We start from the raw sequence: 24,994 nt of genomic DNA on the forward strand, positions 1-24,994 counted from the left end.
TTTGGGAAGAGGCACAGGCTGCGGCATGGCCGCCGTGGCCGGCCCGGCAGGGGCGCAGCCAGAGGGAGGACGTGCATGACCCCAAATACGATGAACAAACTTGGCCGCGTTGATCTGGAGGTTTCGGCCTTCGGATTTGGCACCGCGCCGATCGGCAATATCTTCCGCCAGGTTGACGAGGCAACCTCGGAGGCGATGGTGCAGCACGCCTGGGACGCTGGAGTACGCTATTTCGACACCGCCCCAATGTATGGCCACGGGCTGGCGGAGCTGCGCACGGGGCAAAGCCTGCGCTGGAAGAACCGGGACGATTTCGTGCTGTCGTCCAAGGTCGGGCGTGTGCTGAAGTCTGCCCGCCGCCAGGACATCGACTTCGCGCCCTGGACCAACGCAGCGCCCTTCACCATGGAGTTCGACTACAGCTACGACGGCACCATGCGCTCGGTGGAGGACAGCCTGCAGCGGATGGCGCTTGAGCGGCTCGACATTTGTTTCATCCATGACATCGACGTCTTCACCCGCGGCAGCGAACAGCCTGAGGTCTTCGAAAAAGCGATGGACGGAGCCTGGAAGGCGCTGGAAAGCCTGCGCAATCAAGGCCTGGTCAAGGCAATTGGCGTGGGCGTGAACGAGTGGGAAGTCTGCCAGGCGGCGCTGGAGCAGCGCGACTTTGACTGTTTCCTGCTGGCAGGCCGTTACACGCTGCTGGAGCAGGCTGCGCTCGACACGTTTCTGCCGCTTTGCGAAACGCGCGGCACGGCGGTGGTCGTGGGCGGCGGCTTCAACTCCGGCATCCTCGCCACCGGCGCGCGGGAAGGCGCGAAGTACAACTACGCTCCTGCGCCCGCCGAAGTCATGCAGAAGGTGGCGAAGATCGAAGGCGTTTGCTTGGAATACGATGTGCCGCTGGCGGCCGCAGCACTGCAATTCGTGGTCGCGCACCCGGCGGTGCCGACCTTCATGGCGGGCACCCGCACTGTGGAGCAGCTGGAGCAGAACCTGAATTGGTTCAGCCACGAAATCCCGGTGCAGTTCTGGGCCGATCTGAAAGCAAAAGGCCTCCTGCGCGAAGACGCGCCGGTCCCGGCCTGACCGAGTGTCCGCAGCGGGCCCCCGCGCGGCAGCCTCGTTTTTGTTCCTTCCGGCGGAGCGGCGGCTTAGCCTTCGGTGCCGTCAGCTGTACCCGCAGCAGCCGTGGTTTCAACCTGGACGGCGGAGGCAGGTGCCTGATAACGCGCCCAGCCCTTGCCGAGGGCCACATTCAGGCGGGACCAGGAAAGTGCCAGATCGCGCCGGGCGGAGATCAGGCTCAGTTCATTATCACGCAGCGCTTCTTCCGTGGACAGAAGGTCGAACAGGGTGATCTCGCTGGCACGGAAGGTCTCCCGTGCAAGATTTGCGACATTGGTGCCAAGCGTAACCGCCCGTGCTTGGGCAGCGGCGCGCTCGCGCGCAGCCCGCAGGCTGCTTTGCCGGGTCTGCACCTGTTCCACCCCGTTGCGGACCGCGGCCCGGTAATCGTATTCCGCCGCCTTCGCATCCGCGATGGCTCGGTCGCGAAAGGCCCGCAGCACCGGCAGGTTGAACACCGGCACATTCAGCGCCGGGCCGATGGAATAGAGGTTCGGGGTATCGCGCCCGACCTGCACGCTGCCCGAAATCTGCAGCGAGGGGTAGAGCTCGGCTTCCGCCACGCCGATGCCCGCGGTCGCGCTGCGCAGCTGCGCCTCGGCCAGGAGCACGTCGGGGCGGTTGCGCAGCAAAGCCGCAGGCACGCCCAGCTCGGGCTGTGTCGAAGGCGCGGGCTGACCGTAGCCGGATTGCATCGCGGCAAAGATCTCGCTTGCATCCCGGTCCAGGAGCGTGGCCAGGGCGAAGACGGAGGCTTCGTAATTCGCAATGAACGAGGGCAGGTCGGCCTTGGCGCTGACGACCTGAAGTTTGGTGCGCTCAACGTCCAGCGCCAGCGCCGCCTGGGCTTCCTGCAGCTCCTGCACCAATTGCAGGATTTGCTCCCGCAGGGCGATCGTCTTGCGCGTCACCGCGGCGCCGCGCTGGAAGAATCGGGCCTCGATATAGGTGGTGGTGATGGCATCAAGTATCGCAAGCCGGGTGGTCGTCATCGAGTAGAACTGCGCGTCGCGGTCGGCAACGGCCCGCTCGGAGCGGCGCTTGAACTCGCCGAACAGGTCGAAGACGTAGGAAGCGTCGAGCGATCCGGTGTCGCTGCGGGTGGAATTGTCCTGGGATTCCTGGCGCCGGAAGGTGGAGCTGGCCTCCAGGTCGCCGTCCACCTGCTGCGGCTTGCCGGTGCCGCGCAGCACCGCCTCTGCCGCCTTCAGCCGCTCGCGGGCGGCGAGGAGGTCAAGGTTCTGGCTCAGGCCCATTTGCACCAGCCGGTTCAGCACCGGATCATTCAGCCCCTCCCACCAGGCTTCCGACGCCGCTTCGACGGTCGCAAAGGAGCGTGACTGGTAGTAATGTGCCGGCACGGCGAATTCGGGCCGACTGTAATCCACACCTACGGTGCAGCCGGCCAGGAAAGTGCCGGCCAGCAGCAGGGAACGGGCTGTCCACTTGGATCTGCTCATGTCTTGCCTCTGGGTGCTGCGGGTCTCGGGGCCGCGGTTTCGACCAGCCTAGCCGCCGGCACCGTCCACAGACCAATTTTTTGCGCTTTCGGGCCGCATTTGCTGCCAACTGATGCAGCGTGCCCACATCCGGGCGGCTGTTGCCGGGCTTTCACGGTGTCCGTTCCGGCCGGCGGTCCGCGGCCGCTTGACCGGTGCGGCGGCGGCGTTCACTCTCCCGGCAAGACGGGAGCGCGCCGGTTGCGCGGCAAGGGGAGAGACATCGGATGGACCTGCAATCCTATTACATCGGCGGCGCTTGGGTGCGCCCCCACTCGGACCGGGCTTTCCCGGTGCTGAATCCGGCGACCGAAGGGCAGATCGGAACGATCTTTCTGGCGGATGAAGCTGACGTCAACGCCGCGGTCGCCGCCGCCAAGGCAGCCTTTGTCAGCTATTCCCGCACCACGGCGGAGGAGCGCCGCGCCCTCTTGCAACGCCTGCTGGAGATCAGCCGCAGCCGCCGCGAGGAACTGGCGCAGGCGATCAGCAAGGAAATGGGCGCCCCGATCACGATGGCGCGCGACGCACAGGCGGATGCTGCCATCGGTCACCTGGAGGGCATCCTCGCCGCGATGGAAAGCCAGTCCCTGCGTGAGACCCTGCCTAATGGCGATATCCTCGTGCGCGAGCCGATTGGCGTCTGCGGGCTTATCACGCCCTGGAATTGGCCGGTCAACCAGATCGCACTGAAAGTGCTGCCGGCGCTGGCGGCGGGGGCCACGTGCGTTCTGAAACCTTCTGAACACACGCCGCTGTCGGCCGCTGTCTACGCGCAGATGATTCACGATGCGGGCTTCCCGCCCGGCGTGTTCAATCTTATCCACGGTGACGGACCCACCGCCGGGGCCGGGCTGTCGCGCCATCCGGATGTGGCGATGATGTCCTTCACCGGCTCGACCCGGGCGGGTACCGCCGTGGCCCGCGACGCCGCCGATACCGTCAAGCGCGTGACGCTGGAGCTGGGCGGCAAATCCCCCAACCTGGTGTTTGCCGACTGCGATCTGGAAGCGCAGGTTACCGCCTCGGTCCGGGAATGCATGTACAATACGGGCCAGAGCTGCGACGCCCCGACCCGGATGCTGGTGGAGCGCAGCGTCTACCCGCAGGTGCTGGAGATCGCCAGGACGGCGGCCGATGGGCAGGCGGCCGGCGATCCCGCGGAGGAAGGCGATCACATTGGCCCGCTGTTCGACCGGCTGCAGTTCGACCGGGTGCAGAGCATGATCCAGACCGGCATGGACGAAGGCGCCACCCTGCTGACTGGCGGTCCCGGACGGCCCGAAGGTTTGGACCAGGGCTGGTACGTGCGCCCCACGGTCTTTGCCGATGTGGACAACGCCATGGCCGTTGCCCAGCAGGAGATTTTCGGCCCGGTACTCGTGATCATCCCCTTCGAGGACGAGGAAGACGCCATCCGCATTGCCAATGACACCCCCTACGGACTTGCCGCTTACGTCCAGACCGGCGATCCGGAGCGGGCCGAGCGGGTTGCCGCACGGCTGCGGGCAGGCGCGGTCCACATCAATGGCGGCGGTTTCAACTACGGATCCCCCTTCGGCGGCTACAAGCAATCCGGCAATGGCCGCGAAGGCGGGCTGCTGGGGCTGGAGGACTACCAGGAGGTGAAGACGCTGCATTTCGGCTGAAGCCCGCGGGCTCCGGACCGGATTGTCACTCGATACACGCCTCCCCTTCGCCGGCTGCGGCGGGGACCGGCGCCCGCGCCAGCCGCATGCGGTATTGCGCCGGGGTGGCGCCGGTCTGCTTCTTGAAGGCGCGCTCGAAGGCGGAAAGCTCGGAATAGCCCAGCCGGACGGCGGTGCTTTCCAGGCGGCTTCCGGGCATGGCCAGCAGGCGCTTGGCGAGTTCCATGCGGCATTCCGCCAGCACTGCAGAGAATCGCGTGTCTTCCTCCGCCAGCCGCCGCCGCAGGGTGCGGCGCGACATGCCCAAGGCGGCGGCGACCTCGGTCTGGCCCGGGGCGGCGCTGCCCAGCCGGTTCAGCAAGGCGCGGCGCACCTGGACTCTCACCGGCACCGCGCGCTCGCACTGGCGCGCCAGCCGCTCCAGCATCTGGGAAGCATCGCGGAAGCGGCTGCCCGCGGCGCGCGCAAGCGGGCGTGACAACAGCCTTTCGGCAAAGGTGAAACTGTTGCTGGGGGCCTCATGGCAGACCGGGCAGCGCGGTGCGGTGCGGCAGGCTCCGGTGACCGGCCCGGGGCCGTGTTCCAATGTTATTCTCTCGGGCCGCCAGTCCGGGCCGGCCGCAGCAGCGACCAGCTTGTGCAGCACGGCGAGGGTCAGCTCGGCATCCTGGCGGCGCGGCCAGATGTCCGGGTCGAGGATGCGGTAGGCCACCGTCACGCTTCCGCCCTCGAGGTGAATCTTCAGTTCGGAATCGCTCTGCACCATGGCAAAGGCGTTCTGGAACAGCGTCAGCGCGGCGCCCAGCGTCGGCGCCTCCTGGATCGCGTGGCCAAGCTGGCCGAGGTTGCGCAGATCGAACACCGTGCCCGCACGCCAGCCGAAGTCCGGCAGGTTCAGCGCCTCTGACGCCGCCTCGCAGAACTGCACGAAGGCCCTGAGCCCGATTTCGCCCTCCACCGGCCCCGCTGCAATGCCTGCGCGCCGCTGAATCGCGGCGAGGTCGCCGTCGAGTATCTGCACGACGCGGATCGGATCACTGAGGGTCGAGGCCTGGATACGGGGCTGGTAAATCTGCTGCATGGCTGCGTTTCCCAAGGTTGCATCAGGCTAGCCCGCGCCGCGGCGCAAATCCTAATCTTTTGTGACTGGCGGGCCTGCGGAAGGCGGAATCTGTCCGGAAATGTCGGAACATTGTCCGGAAGTGTCCGTGCTGACACAGGCCGGGCAGCGTCATCCTTGCGGGATGATGTTCGGCGGCAGATTTTTCGACATTGCGATTGCAGGGGCGGGACCGGCTGGCTCGGTGGCGGCCGTGCTACTGGCCAATGCGGGCTTCCGGGTCGCACTGGCGGGGCTCCTGCCGGGCCACACGCGGATCGAAGGCATGGCGCCGCGCGTTCTGGAAGTTCTGCGGGGGAAAGGCTTGCCAGTGGAAGGCATCTTTCCGGCCTGCCGCCGCGAGGTGCGGTGGGGCGCGCTTTCCGGCAGCCGCAATCTGGAGCACGTGACCGACCGCGCGCGCTTCGACGCCGGCCTGCTGCGGGCCGCGGCGGAAGCAGGCGTTACCGTGCTAACGCGCGCCGTTGCGCGGGTGCAGCCGGAGCACGGCCGCATTCTGCTGGCGGGCGGGGGCGTGGTGCGGGCGGCCCTCCTGTTCGAAGCCCGCGGCCGCCGCGCGCCCCGCATGCCCGGGGCGCTGCAGGGGCCGCAGACACTGGCGGTGACCGGCATGGTGCCTGCGTCGCAGAGAACTGCGTTCGCTGCGTGTGTGGAGGCACGCAAGGAAGGCTGGCTGTGGATCGCCGATCTGGGCGATGGCACGCGCTGGGTGCAGGCAGCATGTGACGGGCCGCCTGCCGCCCGGGATGCGGCGGCGCGGGTGGCCGCGCTCTGGCACACGGTGGCTGGGGAAGACCTGCCGCTGCCGCAGGCGCCGCAGGTCCGCGCCATTGCCCCGCGCCTCACCGCGCCACGGTTCGACCCGCGCTGCCCAAGGCTGGGCGATGCCGCCGTGGCGCTGGACCCGCTGTCCGGACACGGCATGTTCTGGGCGGTCTCCTCGGCGCTGATGGCGCTGCCGGTGGCCCGCGCGCTCTTGACCGGGGGGGCGGATCTGGCCCGGGATTTCTATCTGGACCGGGTGCGGAGCACCTTCTGGCGGCAGTCCCGCGTGGGGCGGGATTTCTACCGGGCCGCAGGGGAGCGCGGTGGTTTCTGGCAGCGCCGCTGCGCCTGGCCCGACGATACCCCGGCGCATGAAAACGGCACCGCGCCGCGGCTGGCCCGCCGCGTCACCGTCATTGATGGCCGCCTTGAACGGCGCGAGGTGCTTATCACCAGGCAGGAGCCGGGTGGTGCGGGGTTCGTCTTTGGGCAGGAGATTGCGCCGCTCCTGCGCCGCCTTGGCCCCGGCCCGCTGCCGGGCGCAGACCGCTTCCGCGCTGCCTGCGCACCGGATCTGCCGGAACCGCTGGCCCGCACCTTGCACCAATGGCTGCAGTCACGCGGCCTCGGGCAGCCGGGCGCCCTCAAGAAACTCAGCCACGACAGGGAGTACGAAGCATGAGACGAGCCACCGGCGGCCTTGCGGCCGCGATACTGACAGCGCTTGCCAGTGCACCGGCCGCCGCCAGCGAGGCGTTGGCCGCTGATGTCTGCGCTGCTTGCCACACCGAGGGCGAAGACGGCGGCCTCAGCCGGATCAGCGGCCAGCGCAAGACGCCCGAGGGGTGGATGATGACGGTCTGGCGGATGCAGGACGCCCACGGTGTCGAGCTGACGCCCGAAGAACGCCGATCCATCGTGCAGTACCTGTCGGATACGCAAGGGCTGACACCCGCCGAGACCGAGGGCCTTCGCTATGCGCTGGAGAAAGACCCCAACGCGCAGGAGGCCTTCGACGAGCCATTCAGCGCGATGTGCGCGCGCTGCCACACCGGCGCCCGCGCCCTGCTGCAACGGCGCACGCCGGAGGAATGGGTGCTGCACATGGACTTCCACGTCGGCCACTTCCCGACCATCGAATACCAGGCGTATGGCCGTGACCGCGAATGGTACCGCATCGCGAAGGAGGAGATCGCGCCCTATCTGGCCGAGACAAACGGGCTCGACATGGAGGCCTGGCAGGCGTGGCAGGCGCAGGAGAAACAGCCCGTAGCGGGCGACTGGGTGGTGATGACCGAGCTGCCCGGGCTGGGCGAGGCCTATGGCCGCCTGTCGGTCTCCGGGACCGCTTCACCTTACGAAGTCAGCGGCGAGATGGTCACGGCGGACGGCACCAGCCATGCGGCGAGCGGCAGCATGAACTTCTACTCGGGCTATGAATGGCGCGCCAATCTGGAGATGGCGGGCAAGACCTACCGGCAGGTTCTGGCGGTCTCCGGGGACGGCAACGCCTTGCAGGGCCGGCAGTTCGAGCGGGACAACGATGCGCTTGGCGCTCCGCTGACGGGCCTGCGCGCGGGGCAGGGTGCCGCGATCCTCGGCACGGTGCCGTCCGCCCTTCCGGCGGGTGCCGCCGAGGTGCAGGTGGTCGGCACTGGCCTCGATGCGCTTCAGGCCGGGGAGGCGGCGGCCACAGGGAACAGCTTCGGCGCCCGGCTGGCGGTTGAGACCCGCGGCGACGGAGTGGTTGAGTTCTCTGCCGGCGATGCCCGGGGGCAGGTTGCCCATTACGACAGCATCGACGCCATCATGGTGGAGCCCGCCTTCACCATCGCACGGGTCGGCGGAGGCGGCGGCGAAGGTCCGGATGCGGTGCCCGCGCATTTCAGGGCTATCGGATTCTGGAATGGCCCGGATGGCGAGGCGGGCACCGAAGACGACATCCGCATTGGTGCCATCCCGGCGCGATGGTCGGTAACCAATGCTCACGATCACGCGGCAGAGATGCGGGACGCGCATTTTGCGGGCGATATTGGCGCGGACGGTATCTTCACCCCCGCTGCGGCCGGCCCCAACCCGGAGCGCAAATTCAGCACCAACAACGCGGGCGAGCTGAAGGTCGTGGCGGAGGCCATGGGCCAGACTGCCGAGGCGATGCTGATCGTCACCGTACAGCGATTCATCGATCCGCCGATCCGCTGAGGGAGGAACCAGCAATGAAAGACTTTCACTATCAGGCGGCCAATGCGCACCGGGTCAGCACCCCGGACACCGGCCGCGAGGTGCTGTTCCATGTGCCGACCACCTCGATCTTCGAGATGGATCCTGCCGACCGCGCCCTCCTGGATTTTGCAGCCAGCGAAGGAGCCTTCTCGGCGGCGGAGTTCGACGCCCGTTTCCGAGATCAGCCGGGCATGGCAGAGCGGCTCGACGGCATGGTGCGGCTCGACATCATCAGCGACGGCCGCCCGCTGCGCCCGGAACGCCCGCCAATCGAGCTCGCGACCTTCCCGCTCACCACGGTGGTGCTGAACGTCAACACCGGCTGCAACCTGGCCTGTTCCTACTGCTACAAGGAGGATCTCGCGGTGCCATCGAAGGGCCGCAAGATGGGGTTCGAGACGGCAGTGAAATCGGTTGAGATGCTGCTTGCGGAAAATCCCGGCCGCGACAGCTACAACATCGTCTTTTTCGGCGGTGAGCCCCTGTCGAACCTGCCGCTGATCCGGGAGGTGGTGGACTGGGCCAAGGACCGCTTTGCCGCCCTTGGCGCAAAGGTGAACTTCAGCCTGACCACCAATGCGACGCTGCTGAATGAGGAGATCATCGATTGGCTGGATGCGCACCGGTTCGGACTGACGGTTTCGATGGACGGGCCGAAGGCGCTGCATGATCTCAACCGCAAGACCGTAGGCGGCAAGGGCACCTATGACACCGTCGCCGCCAAGGCGCGGCTGCTGCTGTCGCGCTACAGGTCGAAACCGGTCGGCGCGCGTGTCACCCTGACCGCGGGCGTGACCCGGATCGTGGAGATATGGGACCACCTGATCAACGATCTGGGTTTTGCCGAGGTGGGATTCTCGCCCGTAACCTCGGGGGAGATGGACGCCTTCAATCTCAACGGCCAGGAACTGCTCGACGTTTTCGGGGGCATGAAGACGCTGGGCACACTTTACGTCGAAGAGGCGCTGAAGGGCCGCAACATCGGCTTTTCCAACATGCACCAGATGATGAACGACCTCTACGAGGGCCGCTCCAAGGCACTGCCCTGCGGTGCGGGGGTCGGCATGCTGGCGGTGAACCATGATGGCGTCGTCGACCTGTGCCACCGGTTCACCGGCTCCGGCATGGAAAGCTTCGGCACCGTGGACGAGGGGCTGAAGCGCACCGAGCTGGCTGCGTTCATCAAGAGCCGCTCGGACCGGACCGAAAAGGGCTGCGCCACCTGCCGCATCCGCAACCTCTGCGCGGGCGGCTGCTACCACGAAAGCTACGCCCATTTCAGTGATCCGCTGATGCCCACCTATCACTACTGCGACCTGATGCGCGACTGGATTGACTTCGGCGTGGCCGCCTATGCCCGCCTGATCGCCGGTGCGCCGCAGTTCTTCCACAGCCATGTATCGCCAAGGAGGGCATTCGGAAAATGAAGCCGCTCAACCAGAAAGCAGAACGTGTTCAGGAGGCCGCCGCCAGCGGCCAGATGGAGGAGGTGCGTGCGATGCAGACCGTGACCGCGGGCTGCTCCACAACCTTCGATCCGGGCTGGGAGGTCGACCCCTTCGGCGGGGTTGCCGCGCTGTGCCAGCCGATGGAGGCGGACCTTTACGGCTGCTCTGACCCCTGCTGGTGGCCCGCGCAGGTGCCCGACATCATGGTCGGGCACCAGGATTGGGACGAAAACGCCCCCAATGCCGCCCGCGACTGGCGCGCCCTGGGCAGCACCTATCCCAAAGACGCCGAAACCTGAGGAGCGCCGCAATGCTGAAACATCTCACTGCCCTTGCCGCGCTGCTGGGCGGCACTCTGCCTGCCGCCGCAGGCGACCAGCTTGTCACCGTGGCGCGGCCCGCAAACCTCTATGTCTTCGATGCCGAAAGCCGCAGCCTGAAAACCGATTGCAGCCTTGAGGCTAACGCGACCCCCGGCGTCATCGCCATGTCACCCGACAATTCCATCGCCTATGTGCTGCTGAACCACTGGGAGGACGTGGTGGGCGTCGAGCTTGCCACCTGCAATACGGTGTTCCGCGCCCGCCAGTCCGAAGGCAGCGTCAGCCGCCGCTCGATCGCGTCGCTTGCAGTCTCCAAGGACGGTACGCGGCTTTATACCGTGCGCAACCCGGTTGAAAAGCAGGTGGACCGGTACAAGGTGATGGAGCCGGAATTCGCAGTCTTTGACACTGCTGCCGGGCTGGAGGCCGAGCCGCTGGAGGTGCACCCCGCGCCGCGCCGCGCCACTCTGCTGGCGACGGACCGGGCCGGGCAGGTCTATATCGCCGGGCACGATGTCTACCGGATGGACCCCGAAACCGGAGAGACCGGCGTTGCCATTGCCAATGCCACATGGGACCGGCCCGCATACAGTCCGCCCGATGTGCTCGCCTTCTGGCCTACCGGCTCCCAGAACGACGAGTTCATGCTGCTCTACACCGCGGCCAAATTCACCGACGAGAGCCAGCAGGAGCTTGCGGATTTCGTCTGGGGCTACCAGTCTGTCGACCTCACCACCGGGGAAACCGTGATCGAGGATTTCGCCTCCTTCGAGGTCCTGATGTTCTCGGGCGTGCGCTCGGCGGCGGAGCCGAAGTATCTCTATGGGGTCTACACCCAGCTCTCCAAGCACGATCTGGAGGCCGGTGAGCTGGTGAAGCGCGTGGACCTGCCGCACACCTACTACGTGATCAACGTTTCCACCGACGGCAAAGAGATCTACGTCGGCGGGACCAATGACGACATCGGCGTTTACGACAGCGAAAGTCTGGAGCGGATCGGCGAGATGCGCATTCCGTCCGGCGGGGACATGTCGGTTTCCACCTTGCAAGTGATCCCGGGCGGATGAGCGTGGGCGCCAGCCACAGCAGTGCCGCTCGGGAGCGCGGGGCACGGCGGGCCCGTCCGAAGTTTCCCGGTCTGGCGGCGCTGCTGTTCGGGCCGGGGGCGACGGGCTGGCTGCTGCCGTTGCTCAGACCGTTTCACCAGAGACTGGCGCTGCTGTTTGCGCTCAGCTTCGCCGCCGCCGCCCTGGCGCTGCTGCCGCCCTACGTGAGCAAGCTGGTGATCGACGAAGGGCTGGTGGGGCGCGATTCCGCCGCGCTGATCCGCTGGACTTTGGTGCTGTTTGCACTGGGGCTCGCGGTTGCGGGAATGTCGGCGCTGAGCAACATTCTCCACATGCGGGCCTCGGTCCGGATGCTGGCCTGCCTTCGCCAAAGCTTGCTGGAACGCCTGATGCAGAAACCGCCTGCCTGGCTCGCCCGCCACCGCGCCGGCGAATTGCTGACCCGGCTCGATGGCGACAGCGGCGAAGTGCAGAAGTTTGCCTTCAACGCGCTTCTGGGGGGCACTTCGGCTCTGGTGCGGCTTGCGGGCGGCAGCATTATGCTGATGGTGCTGAACTGGAAACTCGGGCTGCTGACCGCGCTTCTCGCGCCGGCGGAACTGTTGTTCCTGATCTGGGCCCGGCCCCGTACCGGGCGTTTTGCCCGTGCCGCGCGCGAGGCGCAGGGGCGCTATACCGCGGGTTTGTCGGAGAGCCTCGGCGGCGCCGCGGCGCTGCAAACCGCCGGCGGCACCCCTTGGGCCGAAGCGCGCAACCTGGCGGAGCACGGCCAGCTCAACCGCCGCCTCGTGGCGCAGTACCAATGGGGCGAGTTCACCCGCTCGGTGCCGATGGTGATTGCCGCGCTGGTGCGGGCGGGAATTTTCCTTGCAGGCGGGCTGTTGGTGGTCCAGGGCAGCTGGCCCCTGGGCTCGCTGATCGCCTTCCTTGCCTACATGGGGCTGATGATCGGGCCCATGCAGTCGCTTTTGGGGCTGTGGCATGCGCAGGCCCGGGTGCGGGTGGCGCTGGGGCGGCTTGACGCGGTGATGGACCCCGGGCCGGCCCGTGCCGCCACGCCTCTGCGCGCGCTGCAAGGCACTGGCATTGTCCTGGAGGATCTGGTCGTAGGCCGCGGCAAGCAGCCGCCGCTGAAGCCTCTGAGCCTGGATGTCCCGCCCGGCTGCAAGCTGGCTTTCACAGGTCCAAGCGGCATCGGCAAGTCCCGCCTTCTTTCAGTGATTTCGGGGCGGGCTCCGCCGCTCGCGGGCCGGGTGTGCCATGGCGGCGCTTTGCGCATCGCCTTCGCTGGCCAGCGCCCTTTCACGGTCGCGGCCAGCCTGCGCGAGAACCTGTTTCTGCACGCTTCGTTCTGGGCGGCCCCCGGAGCTGAAACCAAGGTTTGGGCCTTGCTGGAGGTGCTGGGGCTGGCGGCGCGGTTCCGCGCCGCGGAGGGGCTGGACACTGTCCTTGGCGAAGGCGGCATCAGCCTCTCCGGCGGCGAGCGGCAGCGGCTGTGCCTGGCCCGGCTTCTGCTGCGGCCGTTCGATGTACTGATTCTGGATGAGGCGCTGTCCGAAGTGGACACAAAGACTACTGCGCGGATCATCTCCCACATTGATGCTCAATTCCCGCAGGCAACACGGATTATCACTGCGCACGGTCAAGCCGGGGCTTACGGCCGATTCGACAGGACCCTCGATCTTTCAGAGCAGGTGCCATGAAGGCCCGCCCGCTGGTCGCCCTCATCGACGGCCCGCTGGCGGGCGCGCAGCAGGAACTGCATTGCGCACTGCACCCCCTGGCTGCCGGAAGCCCGGCCGCCCGCCACGCCGCGGTGATGGCCGCCTGCATCCGTGCGGCAGCGCCGGAGGCCTGTTTCATCAGCCACGCGATCTTCCCCGGCCGCCTCTCCACAACCGCCGCCAGCGCCGCGGCGGCGCTGAGCGCGGCGGCAAAAGGCGGCGCGGTTATCGTTCATTGCTCCTTCGGACTGACTGGCAGGGACCCGGCGCTGACGGACGCTGTGGCGGAGCTGATGGCGGCAGGGAAGCGAATAGTGGCCTCGGCCCCCGCGCAGGGCCGCCCGGTTTATCCCGCGGCCTTCCCCGGTGTCTATTCAGTGCAGGGGGATGCACGGTGCGGGCTGGAGGAATGGTCGCTCCTGAAACTCCCCGGCGCGCACTATGGAGCCTGCCCGCGGGATGCCGCATCCGGGCTGGCCGGCGCGAGCGTCGCGGCAGCGCATTTTACAGGCCTTCTGATGCGCGAGCTGGCAGCCGGACGCGGCCCGGAGATGGCAGGCGCTGCCTTTCGCGGGCGCGAGCGGCGCAGCGGTGCCGGAAGGTGAGTACGCGCCCGCATCGCCGCGCGGCCTGAGCGCTGCGAAACCAGCCCGGAATGGCAGAGCCGCCAGTGGAACCGGAGCGGATGTTTCAGGGTTGAATATTTTAATCTTGAAATAAAATCCGTTTTGCGGCCTACTTCCCTGAGGGAGGCCGTCACACAACGGCAAGAGGGACGAACCAAGGCAGCGCCGCACGCCACGCGAGGGCCTGGGCGGGAGGCCGTTTGCGCAGGCCGACGGGACCACCCGCGCGAAGGCATCACGCCGGGGCTGGCGCTGCCGCCGGTTGTCGGAAATAGTACCGCTATGGGATCCGCGGCCAACGCGGACCCGAAGACGAACAGTTCAGGGAGACGGTAAAAATGAAGAACTTCAGGACAATGGCGCTTGCTGCCGGAATGGCGGCGCTGGCAGGCGCCGGCGCGGCGGAGACCAAGATCGGTATGATCACCACCCTGTCCGGCGGTGGCGCCGGGCTGGGTGTGGATGTGCGGGACGGGTTCCTTCTGGCGATGGAACAGGACGGCCGCGAGGGCATCGAGCTGGTGATCGAGGATGACCAGCGCAAGCCGGAAACCGCGGTGCAGCTCGCAGACCGGATGATTCAGTCGGAAAAAGTCGACATCATGACCGGTATCATCTGGTCGAACCTGGCGATGGCCGTGGTGCCTGCCGCCACCGCGCAGGGCGTGTTTTACCTGTCGCCCAACGCAGGCCCCTCGGCGCTGGCCGGTGCGCGCTGCCACCCGAACTACTTCAACGTTGCCTGGCAGAACGACAACCTGCACGAGGCCGCGGGCGCCTACGCCAATGACGCGGGCCTGAAGAACAGCTTCATCCTGGCGCCGAACTACCCGGCCGGGAAGGACGCGCTCACCGGCTACAAGCGGATGTACGAGGGCGAGCTGGCGGGCGAGGTCTACACCAAGCTGGGCCAAACCGACTACGCCGCGGAAATCGCACAGATCCGCGCGTCGGGCGCCGACTCGGTCTACTTCTTCCTGCCTGGCGGCATGGGGATTTCCTTCCTCAAGCAATATGCCGACAGCGGCGTCGGCCTGCCGGTAGTGGGTCCGGCCTTCAGCTTTGACCAGGGCATCCTGCAGGCGGTGGGTGAGGCCGCGCTGGGGGTGAAAAACACCTCCCAGTGGAGCAAGGACATCGACAATGAGGCCAACGCCGCCTTTGTCAAATCCTTCCAGGAGAAGTACGGCCGCCTGCCGTCGCTCTACGCGAGCCAGGGCTTTGACACCGCAAACCTGATCCTCAGCGCGCTCGACAAGGCGGACCCGTCCGATGCGGATGCATTCCGCGCGGCGCTGAAGGCTGCGGAGTTCGACTCGGTCCGCGGCGATTTCAAGTTCGGCAACAACCACCACCCGATCCAGGACATTTATGTCCGCGAGGTGATCAAGGAGGGCGACGTCTATACCAACAAGATCATCGCCACCGGGCTTGAAGACCACGCCGACGCCTACGCGGCCGAGTGCAAGATGTAACCTGACCTGACCGGCAGGGCCGCCCCGCCTGCGGCCGCGGCCCTGCCTGCACGGAACCTTCCCATGTCCATAATTCTCATACTGGAGCAGATCCTGAACGGTCTGCAATTCGGGGTCATGCTGTTCCTCATGGCCGCGGGTCTGACCCTCGTGTTCGGGGTGATGGGGCTGATCAACCTGGCGCATGGCGCGCTGTATATGGTGGGCGCCTTCGCTGCGGCACTGGTGGCGGGGCTGACCGGCTCGTTCCTGCTGGCGCTTGTGGCGAGCCTTGCCGCGGCGGCCGCGGCGGGCGCGCTGGTGGAGCTTGTGGTGATCCGCAGGCTGTACGCCCGCGACCACCTTGACCAGGTTCTGGCGACCTTTGCGCTGATCCTGATTTTCTCCGAGGGCACCCGCTGGATCTTCGGCTCCTTCCCGCTGTTCCTGGATGTGCCGGACTACCTGTCGGGACCGGTGACCCTGCCGGGCGGCATCGCCTATCCGCTTTACCGGCTGGCGATCATCGGCATCGGGCTGGTGGTGGCGGCGGGGCTGTTCTGGCTGATCGCGCGCACCCGCATCGGCATCCAGATCCGCGCGGGCGAAGCCGACCGTGAGATGATTGCCGCGCTCGGCGTCGATATCTCCAAGCTTTACACTCTGGTCTTTGCGCTTGGCGCAGCACTTGCGGGACTCGCGGGCGCGCTGGTGGGCGCGATCCAGTCGGTGCAGGTGGGCATGGGCGAGCCGGTGCTGATCCTTGCCTTCGTGGTGATCGTGATCGGCGGCATCGGCTCGATCAAGGGCGCCTTGGCGGGCGCGCTGCTGGTCGGCCTCACCGACACGCTGGGCAAGGTGTTCCTGCCGCAGTTCTTCGGCCTGTTCATGGAACCTGCGAGCGCGACCTCGGTCGGCGCGTCGCTGGCGTCGATGCTGATCTACATCCTGATGGCGGCGGTTTTGCTGGTGCGGCCCTCGGGGCTTTACGGGGGGGCTGCATAAGATGGGCCGCGAACGGATTTTCAATGCTGCGCTGGCGCTTGGCCTCCTGGCGGTGCCGCTCTTGGCCTGGATGGCGGAGGAGCCCTTCATCATCACTCTGGCCACCAAGGTGGCGATCCTGGCGTTGGCGGGCGTCGGGCTCAACATCGCGCTGGGGCTTGGCGGGCTGATCAGCCTGGGCCATGCCGCCTTCTTCGGGATCGGCGGCTATGCAATGGGCATTCTGGCCGCCCATGCGCAGAACTACGAGCCATTGATGCAGTGGCCGTTCCTGTTCGAGGGCACCAACCAGATGCCGGTGATCTGGCTGGTCGCCACCGTGGCGAGCGCGCTGGCGGCGCTGGTGATCGGGGCGCTGTCCCTGCGCACCTCGGGTGTCTATTTCATCATGATCACCCTCGCCTTCGGGCAGATGCTTTACTATTTCGCGATCAGCTGGTCGCAATACGGCGGCGAGGACGGGTTGTCGATTTGGGTCCGGAATGAGTTTCCCGGCCTGAACACGCTGGACCCAATCCAGTTTTTCGGCATCGCCTATGTGATCCTGTGTCTTGCGTTGTGGTTTGCCGCACGGCTGGCCCGCTCACCTTTCGGACTGGCGCTCACCGCCGCGCGGCAGAGCGAGCAGCGGGTGATGACCGTGGGGCTCACGCCCTTCCACCTGCGGCTGACCGCCTTCGTGATCTCGGGCGCGATGACCGGGCTGGCCGGCGCGCTTTTTGCCGATCTGAACCGCTTTGTCAGCCCCACCATGCTCAGCTGGCACACCAGCGGTGAGATCATGATCTTCGTGATCCTCGGCGGTGTCGGCCGGCTTTATGGTCCGGTGGCGGGGGCGGCGCTCTACATCCTGCTGGAGCACATGCTGGGCGGCATCAGCGACTACTGGCAGATCTTCCTGGGCCTGCTGCTACTTTTGATCGTGCTCTTTGCCCGCGGCGGGCTGATCGGCGCCCTCGCCGGGCGGGAGGTGGCGCATGACTGATCCTGTCCTGAAGGTCGAGAAGCTGAACAAGAGCTTCGGCGCGCTCACTGCAAGCAAGGACGTATCGCTCGATCTGCGCCCCGGGGAGATCCACGCGCTGATCGGGCCCAATGGCGCGGGCAAGTCGACGCTGATTGCGCAGATCGCCGGCGGCCTCAGCCCCGACAGCGGCCGGATCGAAGTGCTGGGCCGGGACGTCACCCCGCTCGACACCGTGGCGCGGGCGCGGCTGGGGCTGGGGCGGACGTTCCAGATCTCCGCGCTGGCGATGGAGTTCACGGTGCTGCAGAACGCGGTGCTGGGGGCGCTTGGCGCCAGCGGCCGGGCCTTCCGCCTGTTCAAGAACGTGATGAAAGACGAGGCACTGGTGGCCCCGGCCCGCGAAGCTTTGGAGCGGGTCGGGCTGGCCGATGAAGCCAGCTGCCGCACCGCCGACCTGTCGCACGGCCAGCGCCGCCAGCTTGAGGTCGCGGTGGCGCTGACGCTCAAGCCCAAGCTGTTCCTGATGGACGAGCCGATGGCGGGCCTCGGCGCCAGCGGGTCGAAGGCGCTCACGGGCTTCCTTGACGGGCTGCGCCACGAGGCGCCGATCCTGTTGGTCGAACACGACATGGACGCGGTCTTCGCGCTGGCCGACCGCATCAGCGTGCTGGTCTACGGCGAGATCATCGCCACCGGCACCGCCGATGAAATCCGCGGCCATGCCGAGGTGCGCCGCGCCTATCTGGGAGAGGAGGACGCCGCATGAGCCTGTTGTCCCTCACATCGGTCGAGGCCTCCTACGGCGCCTCGCAGGCCCTGTTCGGTGTCGATCTGAGCGTCGGCGAAGGCGAGGTCGTCGCGCTGATGGGGCGCAACGGCATGGGCAAGACCACCACCATCAAGACCATCTGCGGCATGCTGCCGGCCTCGGGCGGGGAGCTGCGGTTCGACGGGCAGAACCTGCGCGCGCTGCCCTCGCACCGGATCGCGCGGCTGGGGGTGGGGCTGGTGCCCGAAGGCCGCCGCTGCTTCCCGGCGCTGACGGTGGAGGAGAACCTGATCGCTGCCGCCCGCCCCGGCGAGTGGGATCTGGCCAAGGTGTCGCAGCTTTTCCCGCGGCTGGGCGAGCGCCGCAGCCAGCAGGCGCAGTCGCTCTCGGGCGGGGAGCAGCAGATGCTGGCGATCGGCCGCGCCCTGATGACCAATCCGCGCTTGCTGATCCTGGATGAGGCGACCGAAGGGCTGGCCCCGGTGGTGCGGCAGGAGATCTGGGCCGCTATTGGCCGGCTGAAGCGGGAAACCGGCCTCGCGATCCTGGTGGTCGACAAGACGCTCAAGGAACTTGCCGCCGTGGCCGACCGCGCGGTGATCCTCAACAAGGGCCAGAGTGTCTGGACTGGCGGCATTGATGCGCTGACTCCGGAGCTCACCGACCACTACCTCGGCGTATGACCTGAGTGCCTGAGTCTTCCCCCGCGGTCCTGCCGCGGGGGCGGCGGGGAGAGGAACTTTCGCGCATTGGCAGGCGTTTTGAACTCATAAACGGTTCAACAATCCCCAGCCGGCCGCGCGGCGTTTCAGTATGATTGATATCCTCGCCAAAGAAATCGCCTTTTCCTACGGCCTGCCTTGGCAGGCGGTGTTGCTCCGCCTCCTCGGGGCACTGCTGTTTACCGGCCTCATCGGCTTCGAGCGCGAGGTGGACCGCCGTCCGGCAGGCCTTAGAACCCATATGCTCACCGGCATGGCGTCGTGCGTCTACTGCTTGGTGATGCTGCATCTGCTGGAGGGCGTTTCCGAGCGCAGCGACCAGGTCCGCGCCGACCCGATCCGCGTGGTCGAGGCGGTGACCCAGGGCGTCGCCTTTCTCGCGGCCGGGCTTATCATCTACACCAAGGGGCAGGTGCGCGGCCTGACGACCGGCGCCAGCATGTGGCTTGCCGCAGCGATCGGACTGGCCTGCGGGCTGGGTCTCTGGTTCCTCGCCACTACGACCACCGTGCTGGCCCTCGTGATCATCCGTGTCATCAAGCTAGGCGAGAAAGCCGCGGGCACCTATACGCCGGGCCACGAAGCCGACGCCGAAGACAAGAGCGAAGGCTGATCCATGCAGAACCCTTCCATCCGCTCCCTTGGCGACGTCGCCGGCCAGATCCGCTCAGTCAGCGGCAACGGCGAGGTTTCCATTGACGATCTGGTGCAGGCGTTAGGTCGGCGCAGTCACCAGACCCTGTTGCTGATCGTGGCGCTGACCGCGGCCACCCCGCTCTCCGGCATTCCCGGCCTATCGGCGGTCTGCGGGCTGGTGATCGCGCTGATCTCGCTGGAGATGCTGCTGAGTTATCGGGAAGTGCGGCTGCCGCGGAAACTGTCGCGGCAGAAGGTGAAGGGCCGTTCGGTAGAAAAGACACTCTCCAAAGTGGAACCCTTCCTTCGCTGGCTCGACCGGCACACGCATCACCGGATGACGGGTCTGTTTCACCGTCCGCTGATCTATATCCCGCAGGTGATTTGCCTTGTCTCGGGGCTGACGATGCCGTTCCTGGAGTTCATCCCCTTCTCCGCCTCCATCGTGGCGAGCGGGGTGGCGCTCCTGGCATTTGCGATGTTCACCCGCGACGGGCTGTTCTTCCTGCTGGCATTGCTGCCCTATACCGGGATTGCCGCGCTGGTGCTGCGCACGCTCTGACCGGGACGCTTGCACGGCTGCTAAGGGCGCGGAATCGGCGCCGGCGGGCGCCCCGCTTGCAGAGGAGCCGCGCGCGCCGCTGCCTGCCTCAGCCGAAGGCAAAGCCTGCGCAGCCGAGGAGCGCCGCACGGTCGTCCTCGATGGTCCAAACCGGGGTCTCGGCGGTCTTTCCGATGCGGGCGGGGGTCTCCAACACGGTTACGCAAGGGCCGGGCGCTGTGCTGAGCACGGCCCGCGCGACGCTGCCCGCCATGTAAATTCCCGCACCGCACATGTAATAGAGCGACAGGTCGCGCAGCAGCAGGCCAATGAGCGTCGAATAGCGCTCCACCGCGGCACTTACGCCCTCGCGCCCCTCAGCGCCATAAGCGGCAATGGCCGCACTGCCTTCAAGCGCTGCATCACCCGTGCGCTGCCGGCAGTAGGCCGTGAAGCCGCGGCCGGAGAACAGCGTTTCCACCGTCGGAAATTCCGTAGGATCGAGTCCGTCGGCGCGCAGTGCCTCGGCAATGCTGAGCGGCAGCCCCGCATGCCCCGCCTCTGCGGCCGGGCATGTGACGCGGCCGTTGGTGGCGAGCACCGGGCTCACATTGAATCCGGTGCCGATACCCGCCACCAGCGATTGCGCGAGCTGCGGCTGGGTTGCGCCGCTGCCGGGCCGGATTTCGCTGAGCTGAGAAGGCGCCAGTGACGGCACCGCATAGCCGAGCGCGGAAAGGTCGTTGAGCAGATGCACCCGCGCACAGCCGAAGCGCGCAGCGAGAGCCGAGGTTTCAACCTGCCAGTTGCGGTTGGTGAGCCGGGCCGTGTTGCCGTCTACCGGGCCTGCCACCGCGACCACCATTTCCTCCAGGTTGGGCGAGCCCTGGTCCGCAAGGTAGCGCTCCATCAGTGCTTCAAGAGCAGGCCAGTCGGCGTTGGGAAAACTCTGGGCGCTGCCGTCGAGCAGCTGCCCCGCCCGGCCTAGCGCCAGGCGGGTGTTGCTGCCGCCCGCATCCGCGACCAGGCGCAGCGGGGCCTTTTCAGATGCGGGTGAGGCCATCAGTTCAGCCGCAACCCGGTGTCCGGCGCGAAGTAGGACACCTTGCCGAGATCGAAGCTCAGCCGCTGCGGCGCGCCGGCCGCGGCGGTGGTCTCTGCATGAAGCCGCGCGGTCACATGCTTGCCGCCGAGGTTCATCACCGCGTAGGTGTCAGCGCCCGCGGGCTCGACGATGTCGATCACGCATTCGGCTTCCTGGGTGGTGGCGCTGCCGCGGAAGGCGGCATCGGCGATGTCCTCGGGCCGCACGCCGAAGATCACGTCCTCGGGCAGGTTGCGGTTGTTGGCATCGGTCAGGAGGATCGGCGCGCCGCCCTCGCGGGCGATCTCGATCTGGGTCTCGCCGCCGACATTGCGGGTCTTGGCCGGGATCAGGTTCATCGCCGGGCTGCCCATGAAGTCGGCTACAAACAGGTTCGCTGGTCGGTTGTAGATCTCCGCCGGGGTGCCGATCTGCTGGATCACGCCGCCCTTCATCACCACGATCTTGGTCGCCAGCGTCATCGCCTCGATCTGGTCATGGGTGACATAGACCATCGACGCGCCCAGCCGCTGGTGCAGCGCCTTGATCTCGGTGCGCATCTCCACTCTGAGCTTCGCGTCGAGGTTGGAGAGCGGCTCGTCGAACAGGAACAGCTTGGGATCGCGCACCAGCGCCCGGCCCATCGCCACCCGCTGCCGCTGCCCGCCCGAGAGCTGGCCAGGCTTGCGGTTCAGAAGCTGCTCGATCTGCAGCTGCTGCGCGACATAGGCCAGCTTATTTTCCTGCTCCGCCTTGGCGACGCCCCGCACCTGCATACCGAAGGTAATGTTGCGGGCGACGCTCATCGTGGGGTAGAGGGCGTAGGACTGGAACACCATCGCGATGTCGCGGTCCTTGGGGGTGACGTTGGTCATGTCCCGGCCGCCGATGCGGATCGAGCCGCCGCTGATGTCCTCCAGACCAGCGATGCAGTTCAGGAGGGTTGACTTGCCGCAGCCCGAGGGGCCGACCAGGACGAGGAAGTCGCCCTGCTCGATCGCCACGTTGATGTCCTTCAGGATCTCGGCCTTGCCGTAGCTTTTGTAAAGGTTGCTGATTTCCAATACCGGAGCCATTTGACTTATCCTTTCACAGACCCGGCGGTCAGACCGCGGATGAAGTATTTTCCCGCCACCACATAGACAAGGAGGGTCGGCAGGGCGGCGATGATCGCGGCGGCCATGTCGACGTTGTATTCCTTGACGCCGGTGGTCGAGTTCACGATGTTATTGAGCGCCACGGTGACGGGCTGGGTGCCCGACTGGCTGAAGGAGACCCCGAACAGGAAGTCGTTCCAAATCTGGGTGAACTGCCAGATCACGGTGACCACGATGATCGGGATCGACAGCGGCAGGAAGATCGACCAGAAGATCCGGAAGAAGCCCGCGCCATCGACCTTGGCCGCATTGGTGAGATCGGCCGGGATCGAGACGTAGTAGTTGCGGAAGAACAGCGTCGTGAAGCCCAGCCCGTAGATCACGTGGACGAAGATCAGCCCTGGGATGGTGCCCGCGATGCCCATCAGCCCGAGCACCCGCGCCATCGGCAGCAGCACCACCTGGAACGGGATGAAGCAGCCGAACAGCAGCATGGCAAAAAAGATGCCCGCGCCGGGGAAGCGCCACTGCGCGATCACGTAGCCGTTGAGCGCGCCCACCAGGGTGGAGATCGCCACCGCCGGTATCGCGATCATCACCGAGTTCCAGAAGTAGGGCCGCACGCCCTCGCACTGGATGCCGGTGCAGGCACTGGACCAGGCGGTGCGCCAGGCGTCGAAGGTAACCTCGCGCGGCAGCGAGATGAGGTCGCTGGTGCGGATCTCCTCAAGGCTCTTCAGTGAAGTGGTGAGCATCACGAAGAGCGGCATCAGGTAGAACAGCGCGAACAGGCCGAGGATCACGTAGAGCAGCCAGCGCAGGGCGATCCGGCTTTTGCCGCTTTCCGCAGCGGCGGGGGTGGTCAGCGAGATATCAGCCATCTTTGGACCTCAATTCCGAGTAGAGGTAGGGGATGACGATGGCGAAGACGACCATCATCATGACCATCGCCGAGCTGGCCGCCTGGCCGATGTCCCCGCGCGAGAACGCCATTGCATACATGTAGGTCGCGGGCAGGTCGGTGGCATAGCCGGGGCCGCCGCCGGTCAGCGCGATGACCAGGTCGAAGCTCTTGATCGCTAGGTGCGACAGCACGATGAAGGCGGAGAGGAAGATCGGTGCCATCGAGGGCAGGATGATCGCGGTATAGACCCGCCAGGTGGGGATGCCGTCGACCTGCGCGGCCTTGATGATCTCCTGATCGACCGAGCGAAGCCCTGCGAGGAACAGCGCCATGACAAAGCCCGAGCTCTGCCAGACCGCGGCAATCACGATAGTGTAGATCGCCATGTCGGGATCGATCAGCCAGTCGAAAGTGAAGCTTTCAAAGCCCCAGCCCCGCACCATCGCCTCCAGCCCCAGGCCGGGGTTCAGGATCCACTTCCACGCGGTGCCGGTCACAATCAGCGACAGCGCCATGGGATAAAGGTAGATGGTGCGGATCGCGCCTTCGGTGCGGATGTTCTGGTCCAGCAGCACCGCCAGCACCAGCCCCAGCACCATCGCGATCACGATGAACAGCGCGCCGAAGATGAACAGGTTGCCAAAAGCAGTGTCCCAGCGCGGCGATGCAAACAGGCGTTCATATTGGATGAAGCCCTCAAGCTCGTATTTCGGCAGCAGGCGCGACCGGGTCAGCGAGACCCAGGCGGTCCAGGCGATGAAGCCGTAGACGAAGACCAGAACTGCGATGAGCGAGGGCGCCAGAACCAATTTTGGCATGTTTTCTTCAAGCCACTTGGTCATTGGATTATTCCCCAGGTACGCCCGAGCCCCGCCGGGTGCCGGCGGGGCAGGGGTCTTTTGGTTTACATGCTGTTGGCGATAGCGTCGGCCAGCATCTGCACGGCCTCTTGCGAGGACATGTCAGAGTTGAAATGTGCCGTCACCACATCGGTGATCGCGCCGGCCTGAGCGCCGCGCAAGGCCATGCCGTGGGCGTAGCTCGGCAGCAGGCTGCCGCTCTCAGAACTTTCCGCCATGTCGGAGGCCGACAGTTTGGCACAGTCGTCGAAGTCATCCAGCGGGGTGTCGGTGCGGGCCGGGATCGAGCCCTTGTTGAGGTTGAACGTCTTCTGGAAGTTTTCGCCCACGACCAGCTCGGCCAGGAGCGCCTGGCCTGCTTTCTTGTCCTCGCCCTCGACGTCGAACATCGCGAAGCTGTCGACGTTGTAGAGGAAGCCTTCGCCGGGGGTGGAAGCACAGAGGAAATCCTCGCCCGGGACCTTGCCCGCAGCGGCGAATTCACCCTTGGCCCAGTCGCCCATGATCTGGAAGGCGGCTTCGCCGTTCATCACCATGGCGGTTGCCAGGTTCCAGTCGCGGCCGGAGAAGTTGTCATCCACATAGCCGCGCATCTTGCGCATCTGGTCGAAGACCGCGACCATCTCGGGCGAGGTCAGGGTTTCGGTGTCCAGCTCGACGAACGCTTTGCGGAAGCCCTCCGGCCCCAGGATGCCAAGCGCAACCGCCTCGAAGACGGTGGCGTCCTGCCAGGCCTGGCCGCCATGCGCCAGCGGGATCACCCCGGCGGCCTGCAGCTTGTCGGCAGCGGCGTTGAACTCGTCCCAGGTGGCGGGCATTTCGATGCCGTTGGCCTCGAGCAGGTCGGCGTTGGCCCAGATCCAGTCCACGCGGTGAACGTTCACCGGCGCGGCGCACCAGGTTCCGTCGCATTTCATGTGCGCGGCGATCGAATCCGGCAGAACTTGCTCCCAGTTGTTGGCTTCGGCGACTTCGGAGATGTCGGCCAGAACGCCCTCTTCGTACCATTCCTGGATGGCCGGACCCTTGAGCTGCACCGCGGTCGGCGCGTTGCCCGCCAGCACCCTGGCGCGCAGCGCGGTCATCGCCGCATCGCCGCCGCCGCCGGCCACAGGCATGTCGGTCCAGGTGCCGCCCTTGTCGGCGAATTCCTTCTGCAGCACCGCAACCGATTTCGCCTCGCCGCCCGAGGTCCAGTAATGCAGCACCTCGGCCTCCGGCCCGGCATAAGCGGCGGTGGCCGCAATGAGGGCGAGGCTCGAAATGGCGCCCGATACGATCGTCTTCATGGTTAATTTCCTCCCTTGATCACCGCTTCTGCGGATGTCGTGGGGCGATCTTGCGGATCGCGCGGCAGCCATGCAATCCCGTCATGCCGCG

The 24,994-nt window shown here is 66.5% G+C and carries 23 protein-coding genes; 16 read left to right on the forward strand and 7 right to left on the reverse strand.

Annotated elements, in window-relative coordinates; translation table 11 throughout:
- Positions 1-75: 75 nt before the first annotated feature.
- Positions 76-1,092 carry an aldo/keto reductase gene (locus ACOHWE_RS13375; protein ID WP_420667057.1) on the forward strand — a complete coding sequence of 339 codons (1,017 nt, stop codon included), beginning with the start codon at positions 76-78 and terminating at the stop codon, positions 1,090-1,092.
- A 65-nt stretch (positions 1,093-1,157) separates the two neighbouring features.
- On the opposite strand, the gene ACOHWE_RS13380 is transcribed toward ACOHWE_RS13375, so the two are convergent.
- Positions 1,158-2,591, reverse strand: coding sequence for an efflux transporter outer membrane subunit (locus ACOHWE_RS13380; RefSeq protein ID WP_420667058.1), 1,434 nt, complete (start codon positions 2,589-2,591; stop codon positions 1,158-1,160).
- A gap of 266 nt (positions 2,592-2,857) precedes the next feature.
- Between ACOHWE_RS13380 and ACOHWE_RS13385 the strand changes: the two genes are divergently transcribed.
- A complete protein-coding gene (locus tag ACOHWE_RS13385) occupies positions 2,858-4,279 on the forward strand; it encodes an aldehyde dehydrogenase family protein (RefSeq protein ID WP_420667059.1) in 1,422 nt (473 codons plus the stop codon).
- Between the two features lie 25 nt (positions 4,280-4,304).
- On the opposite strand, the gene qhpR is transcribed toward ACOHWE_RS13385, so the two are convergent.
- Positions 4,305-5,360, reverse strand: coding sequence for an AraC-like transcriptional regulator QhpR (qhpR, locus tag ACOHWE_RS13390; RefSeq protein ID WP_420667060.1), 1,056 nt, complete (start codon positions 5,358-5,360; stop codon positions 4,305-4,307).
- A 166-nt stretch (positions 5,361-5,526) separates the two neighbouring features.
- Between qhpR and qhpG the strand changes: the two genes are divergently transcribed.
- From qhpG to ACOHWE_RS13460, 14 genes are all read left to right on the forward strand, one after another.
- A complete protein-coding gene (qhpG, locus tag ACOHWE_RS13395; RefSeq protein WP_420667061.1) occupies positions 5,527-6,846 on the forward strand; it encodes a flavin-dependent monooxygenase QhpG in 1,320 nt (439 codons plus the stop codon).
- Positions 6,843-8,366 (forward strand): quinohemoprotein amine dehydrogenase subunit alpha, encoded by a 1,524-nt coding sequence (gene peaA / locus ACOHWE_RS13400; protein WP_420667062.1) that lies wholly within the window; start codon positions 6,843-6,845, stop codon positions 8,364-8,366. Before qhpG ends, peaA begins: the two co-directional genes overlap by 4 nt.
- Positions 8,367-8,380: 14 nt before the next feature.
- A complete protein-coding gene (gene peaB / locus ACOHWE_RS13405; protein WP_420667064.1) occupies positions 8,381-9,814 on the forward strand; it encodes a quinohemoprotein amine dehydrogenase maturation protein in 1,434 nt (477 codons plus the stop codon).
- Entirely contained in the window at positions 9,811-10,134 is a 324-nt protein-coding gene (gene qhpC / locus ACOHWE_RS13410; RefSeq protein ID WP_420667065.1) for a quinohemoprotein amine dehydrogenase subunit gamma, read from the forward strand. The genes peaB and qhpC overlap by 4 nt, the downstream gene beginning before the upstream one ends.
- Before the next feature lie 11 nt (positions 10,135-10,145).
- A complete protein-coding gene (gene peaD / locus ACOHWE_RS13415) occupies positions 10,146-11,225 on the forward strand; it encodes a quinohemoprotein amine dehydrogenase subunit beta (RefSeq protein ID WP_420667067.1) in 1,080 nt (359 codons plus the stop codon).
- Entirely contained in the window at positions 11,222-12,928 is a 1,707-nt protein-coding gene (locus ACOHWE_RS13420) for an ABC transporter transmembrane domain-containing protein (RefSeq protein ID WP_420667069.1), read from the forward strand. Before peaD ends, ACOHWE_RS13420 begins: the two co-directional genes overlap by 4 nt.
- A complete protein-coding gene (locus ACOHWE_RS13425; RefSeq protein ID WP_420667070.1) occupies positions 12,925-13,554 on the forward strand; it encodes a S8/S53 family peptidase in 630 nt (209 codons plus the stop codon). Before ACOHWE_RS13420 ends, ACOHWE_RS13425 begins: the two co-directional genes overlap by 4 nt.
- A gap of 359 nt (positions 13,555-13,913) precedes the next feature.
- The gene (locus ACOHWE_RS13430; RefSeq protein ID WP_420667072.1) at positions 13,914-15,050 is read left to right on the forward strand and encodes an ABC transporter substrate-binding protein; all 1,137 of its coding nucleotides are present in this window, start codon (positions 13,914-13,916) and stop codon (positions 15,048-15,050) included.
- 63 nt (positions 15,051-15,113) lie between these two features.
- Positions 15,114-16,034 (forward strand): branched-chain amino acid ABC transporter permease, encoded by a 921-nt coding sequence (locus tag ACOHWE_RS13435; protein WP_420667073.1) that lies wholly within the window; start codon positions 15,114-15,116, stop codon positions 16,032-16,034.
- A gap of 1 nt (position 16,035) precedes the next feature.
- Positions 16,036-17,019: a branched-chain amino acid ABC transporter permease gene (locus ACOHWE_RS13440; RefSeq protein ID WP_420667074.1), complete on the forward strand. Its 984-nt coding sequence runs from the start codon at positions 16,036-16,038 to the stop codon at positions 17,017-17,019.
- Positions 17,012-17,767, forward strand: coding sequence for an ABC transporter ATP-binding protein (locus ACOHWE_RS13445; RefSeq protein WP_420667076.1), 756 nt, complete (start codon positions 17,012-17,014; stop codon positions 17,765-17,767). The genes ACOHWE_RS13440 and ACOHWE_RS13445 overlap by 8 nt, the downstream gene beginning before the upstream one ends.
- On the forward strand, positions 17,764-18,453 hold the full coding sequence (locus ACOHWE_RS13450; protein ID WP_420667077.1) for an ABC transporter ATP-binding protein: 690 nt from the start codon (positions 17,764-17,766) through the stop codon (positions 18,451-18,453). Before ACOHWE_RS13445 ends, ACOHWE_RS13450 begins: the two co-directional genes overlap by 4 nt.
- A gap of 130 nt (positions 18,454-18,583) precedes the next feature.
- A complete protein-coding gene (locus tag ACOHWE_RS13455; protein WP_420667078.1) occupies positions 18,584-19,105 on the forward strand; it encodes an MgtC/SapB family protein in 522 nt (173 codons plus the stop codon).
- Between the two features lie 3 nt (positions 19,106-19,108).
- The gene (locus tag ACOHWE_RS13460) at positions 19,109-19,690 is read left to right on the forward strand and encodes an exopolysaccharide biosynthesis protein (protein WP_420667079.1); all 582 of its coding nucleotides are present in this window, start codon (positions 19,109-19,111) and stop codon (positions 19,688-19,690) included.
- An 88-nt stretch (positions 19,691-19,778) separates the two neighbouring features.
- On the opposite strand, the gene ACOHWE_RS13465 is transcribed toward ACOHWE_RS13460, so the two are convergent.
- The 5 genes from ACOHWE_RS13465 to ACOHWE_RS13485 all read right to left on the reverse strand — a co-directional run bounded on the left by ACOHWE_RS13465 (position 19,779) and on the right by ACOHWE_RS13485 (position 24,903).
- The gene (locus tag ACOHWE_RS13465) at positions 19,779-20,732 is read right to left on the reverse strand and encodes a glucokinase (protein ID WP_420667081.1); all 954 of its coding nucleotides are present in this window, start codon (positions 20,730-20,732) and stop codon (positions 19,779-19,781) included.
- Complete coding sequence (locus ACOHWE_RS13470; RefSeq protein WP_420667082.1) at positions 20,732-21,829, reverse strand: ABC transporter ATP-binding protein; 1,098 nt, start codon at positions 21,827-21,829, stop codon at positions 20,732-20,734. The genes ACOHWE_RS13465 and ACOHWE_RS13470 overlap by 1 nt, the downstream gene beginning before the upstream one ends.
- 5 nt (positions 21,830-21,834) lie before the next feature.
- The gene (locus ACOHWE_RS13475) at positions 21,835-22,731 is read right to left on the reverse strand and encodes a carbohydrate ABC transporter permease (RefSeq protein ID WP_420667083.1); all 897 of its coding nucleotides are present in this window, start codon (positions 22,729-22,731) and stop codon (positions 21,835-21,837) included.
- Complete coding sequence (locus ACOHWE_RS13480) at positions 22,724-23,596, reverse strand: carbohydrate ABC transporter permease (RefSeq protein WP_420667085.1); 873 nt, start codon at positions 23,594-23,596, stop codon at positions 22,724-22,726. The genes ACOHWE_RS13475 and ACOHWE_RS13480 overlap by 8 nt, the downstream gene beginning before the upstream one ends.
- Positions 23,597-23,658: 62 nt before the next feature.
- Positions 23,659-24,903 carry an ABC transporter substrate-binding protein gene (locus ACOHWE_RS13485; protein WP_420667086.1) on the reverse strand — a complete coding sequence of 415 codons (1,245 nt, stop codon included), beginning with the start codon at positions 24,901-24,903 and terminating at the stop codon, positions 23,659-23,661.
- Positions 24,904-24,994 lie beyond the last annotated feature (91 nt).

Source organism: Cribrihabitans neustonicus (assembly GCF_048820895.1).
GTDB classification, from domain to species: domain Bacteria; phylum Pseudomonadota; class Alphaproteobacteria; order Rhodobacterales; family Rhodobacteraceae; genus Cribrihabitans_A; species Cribrihabitans_A neustonicus.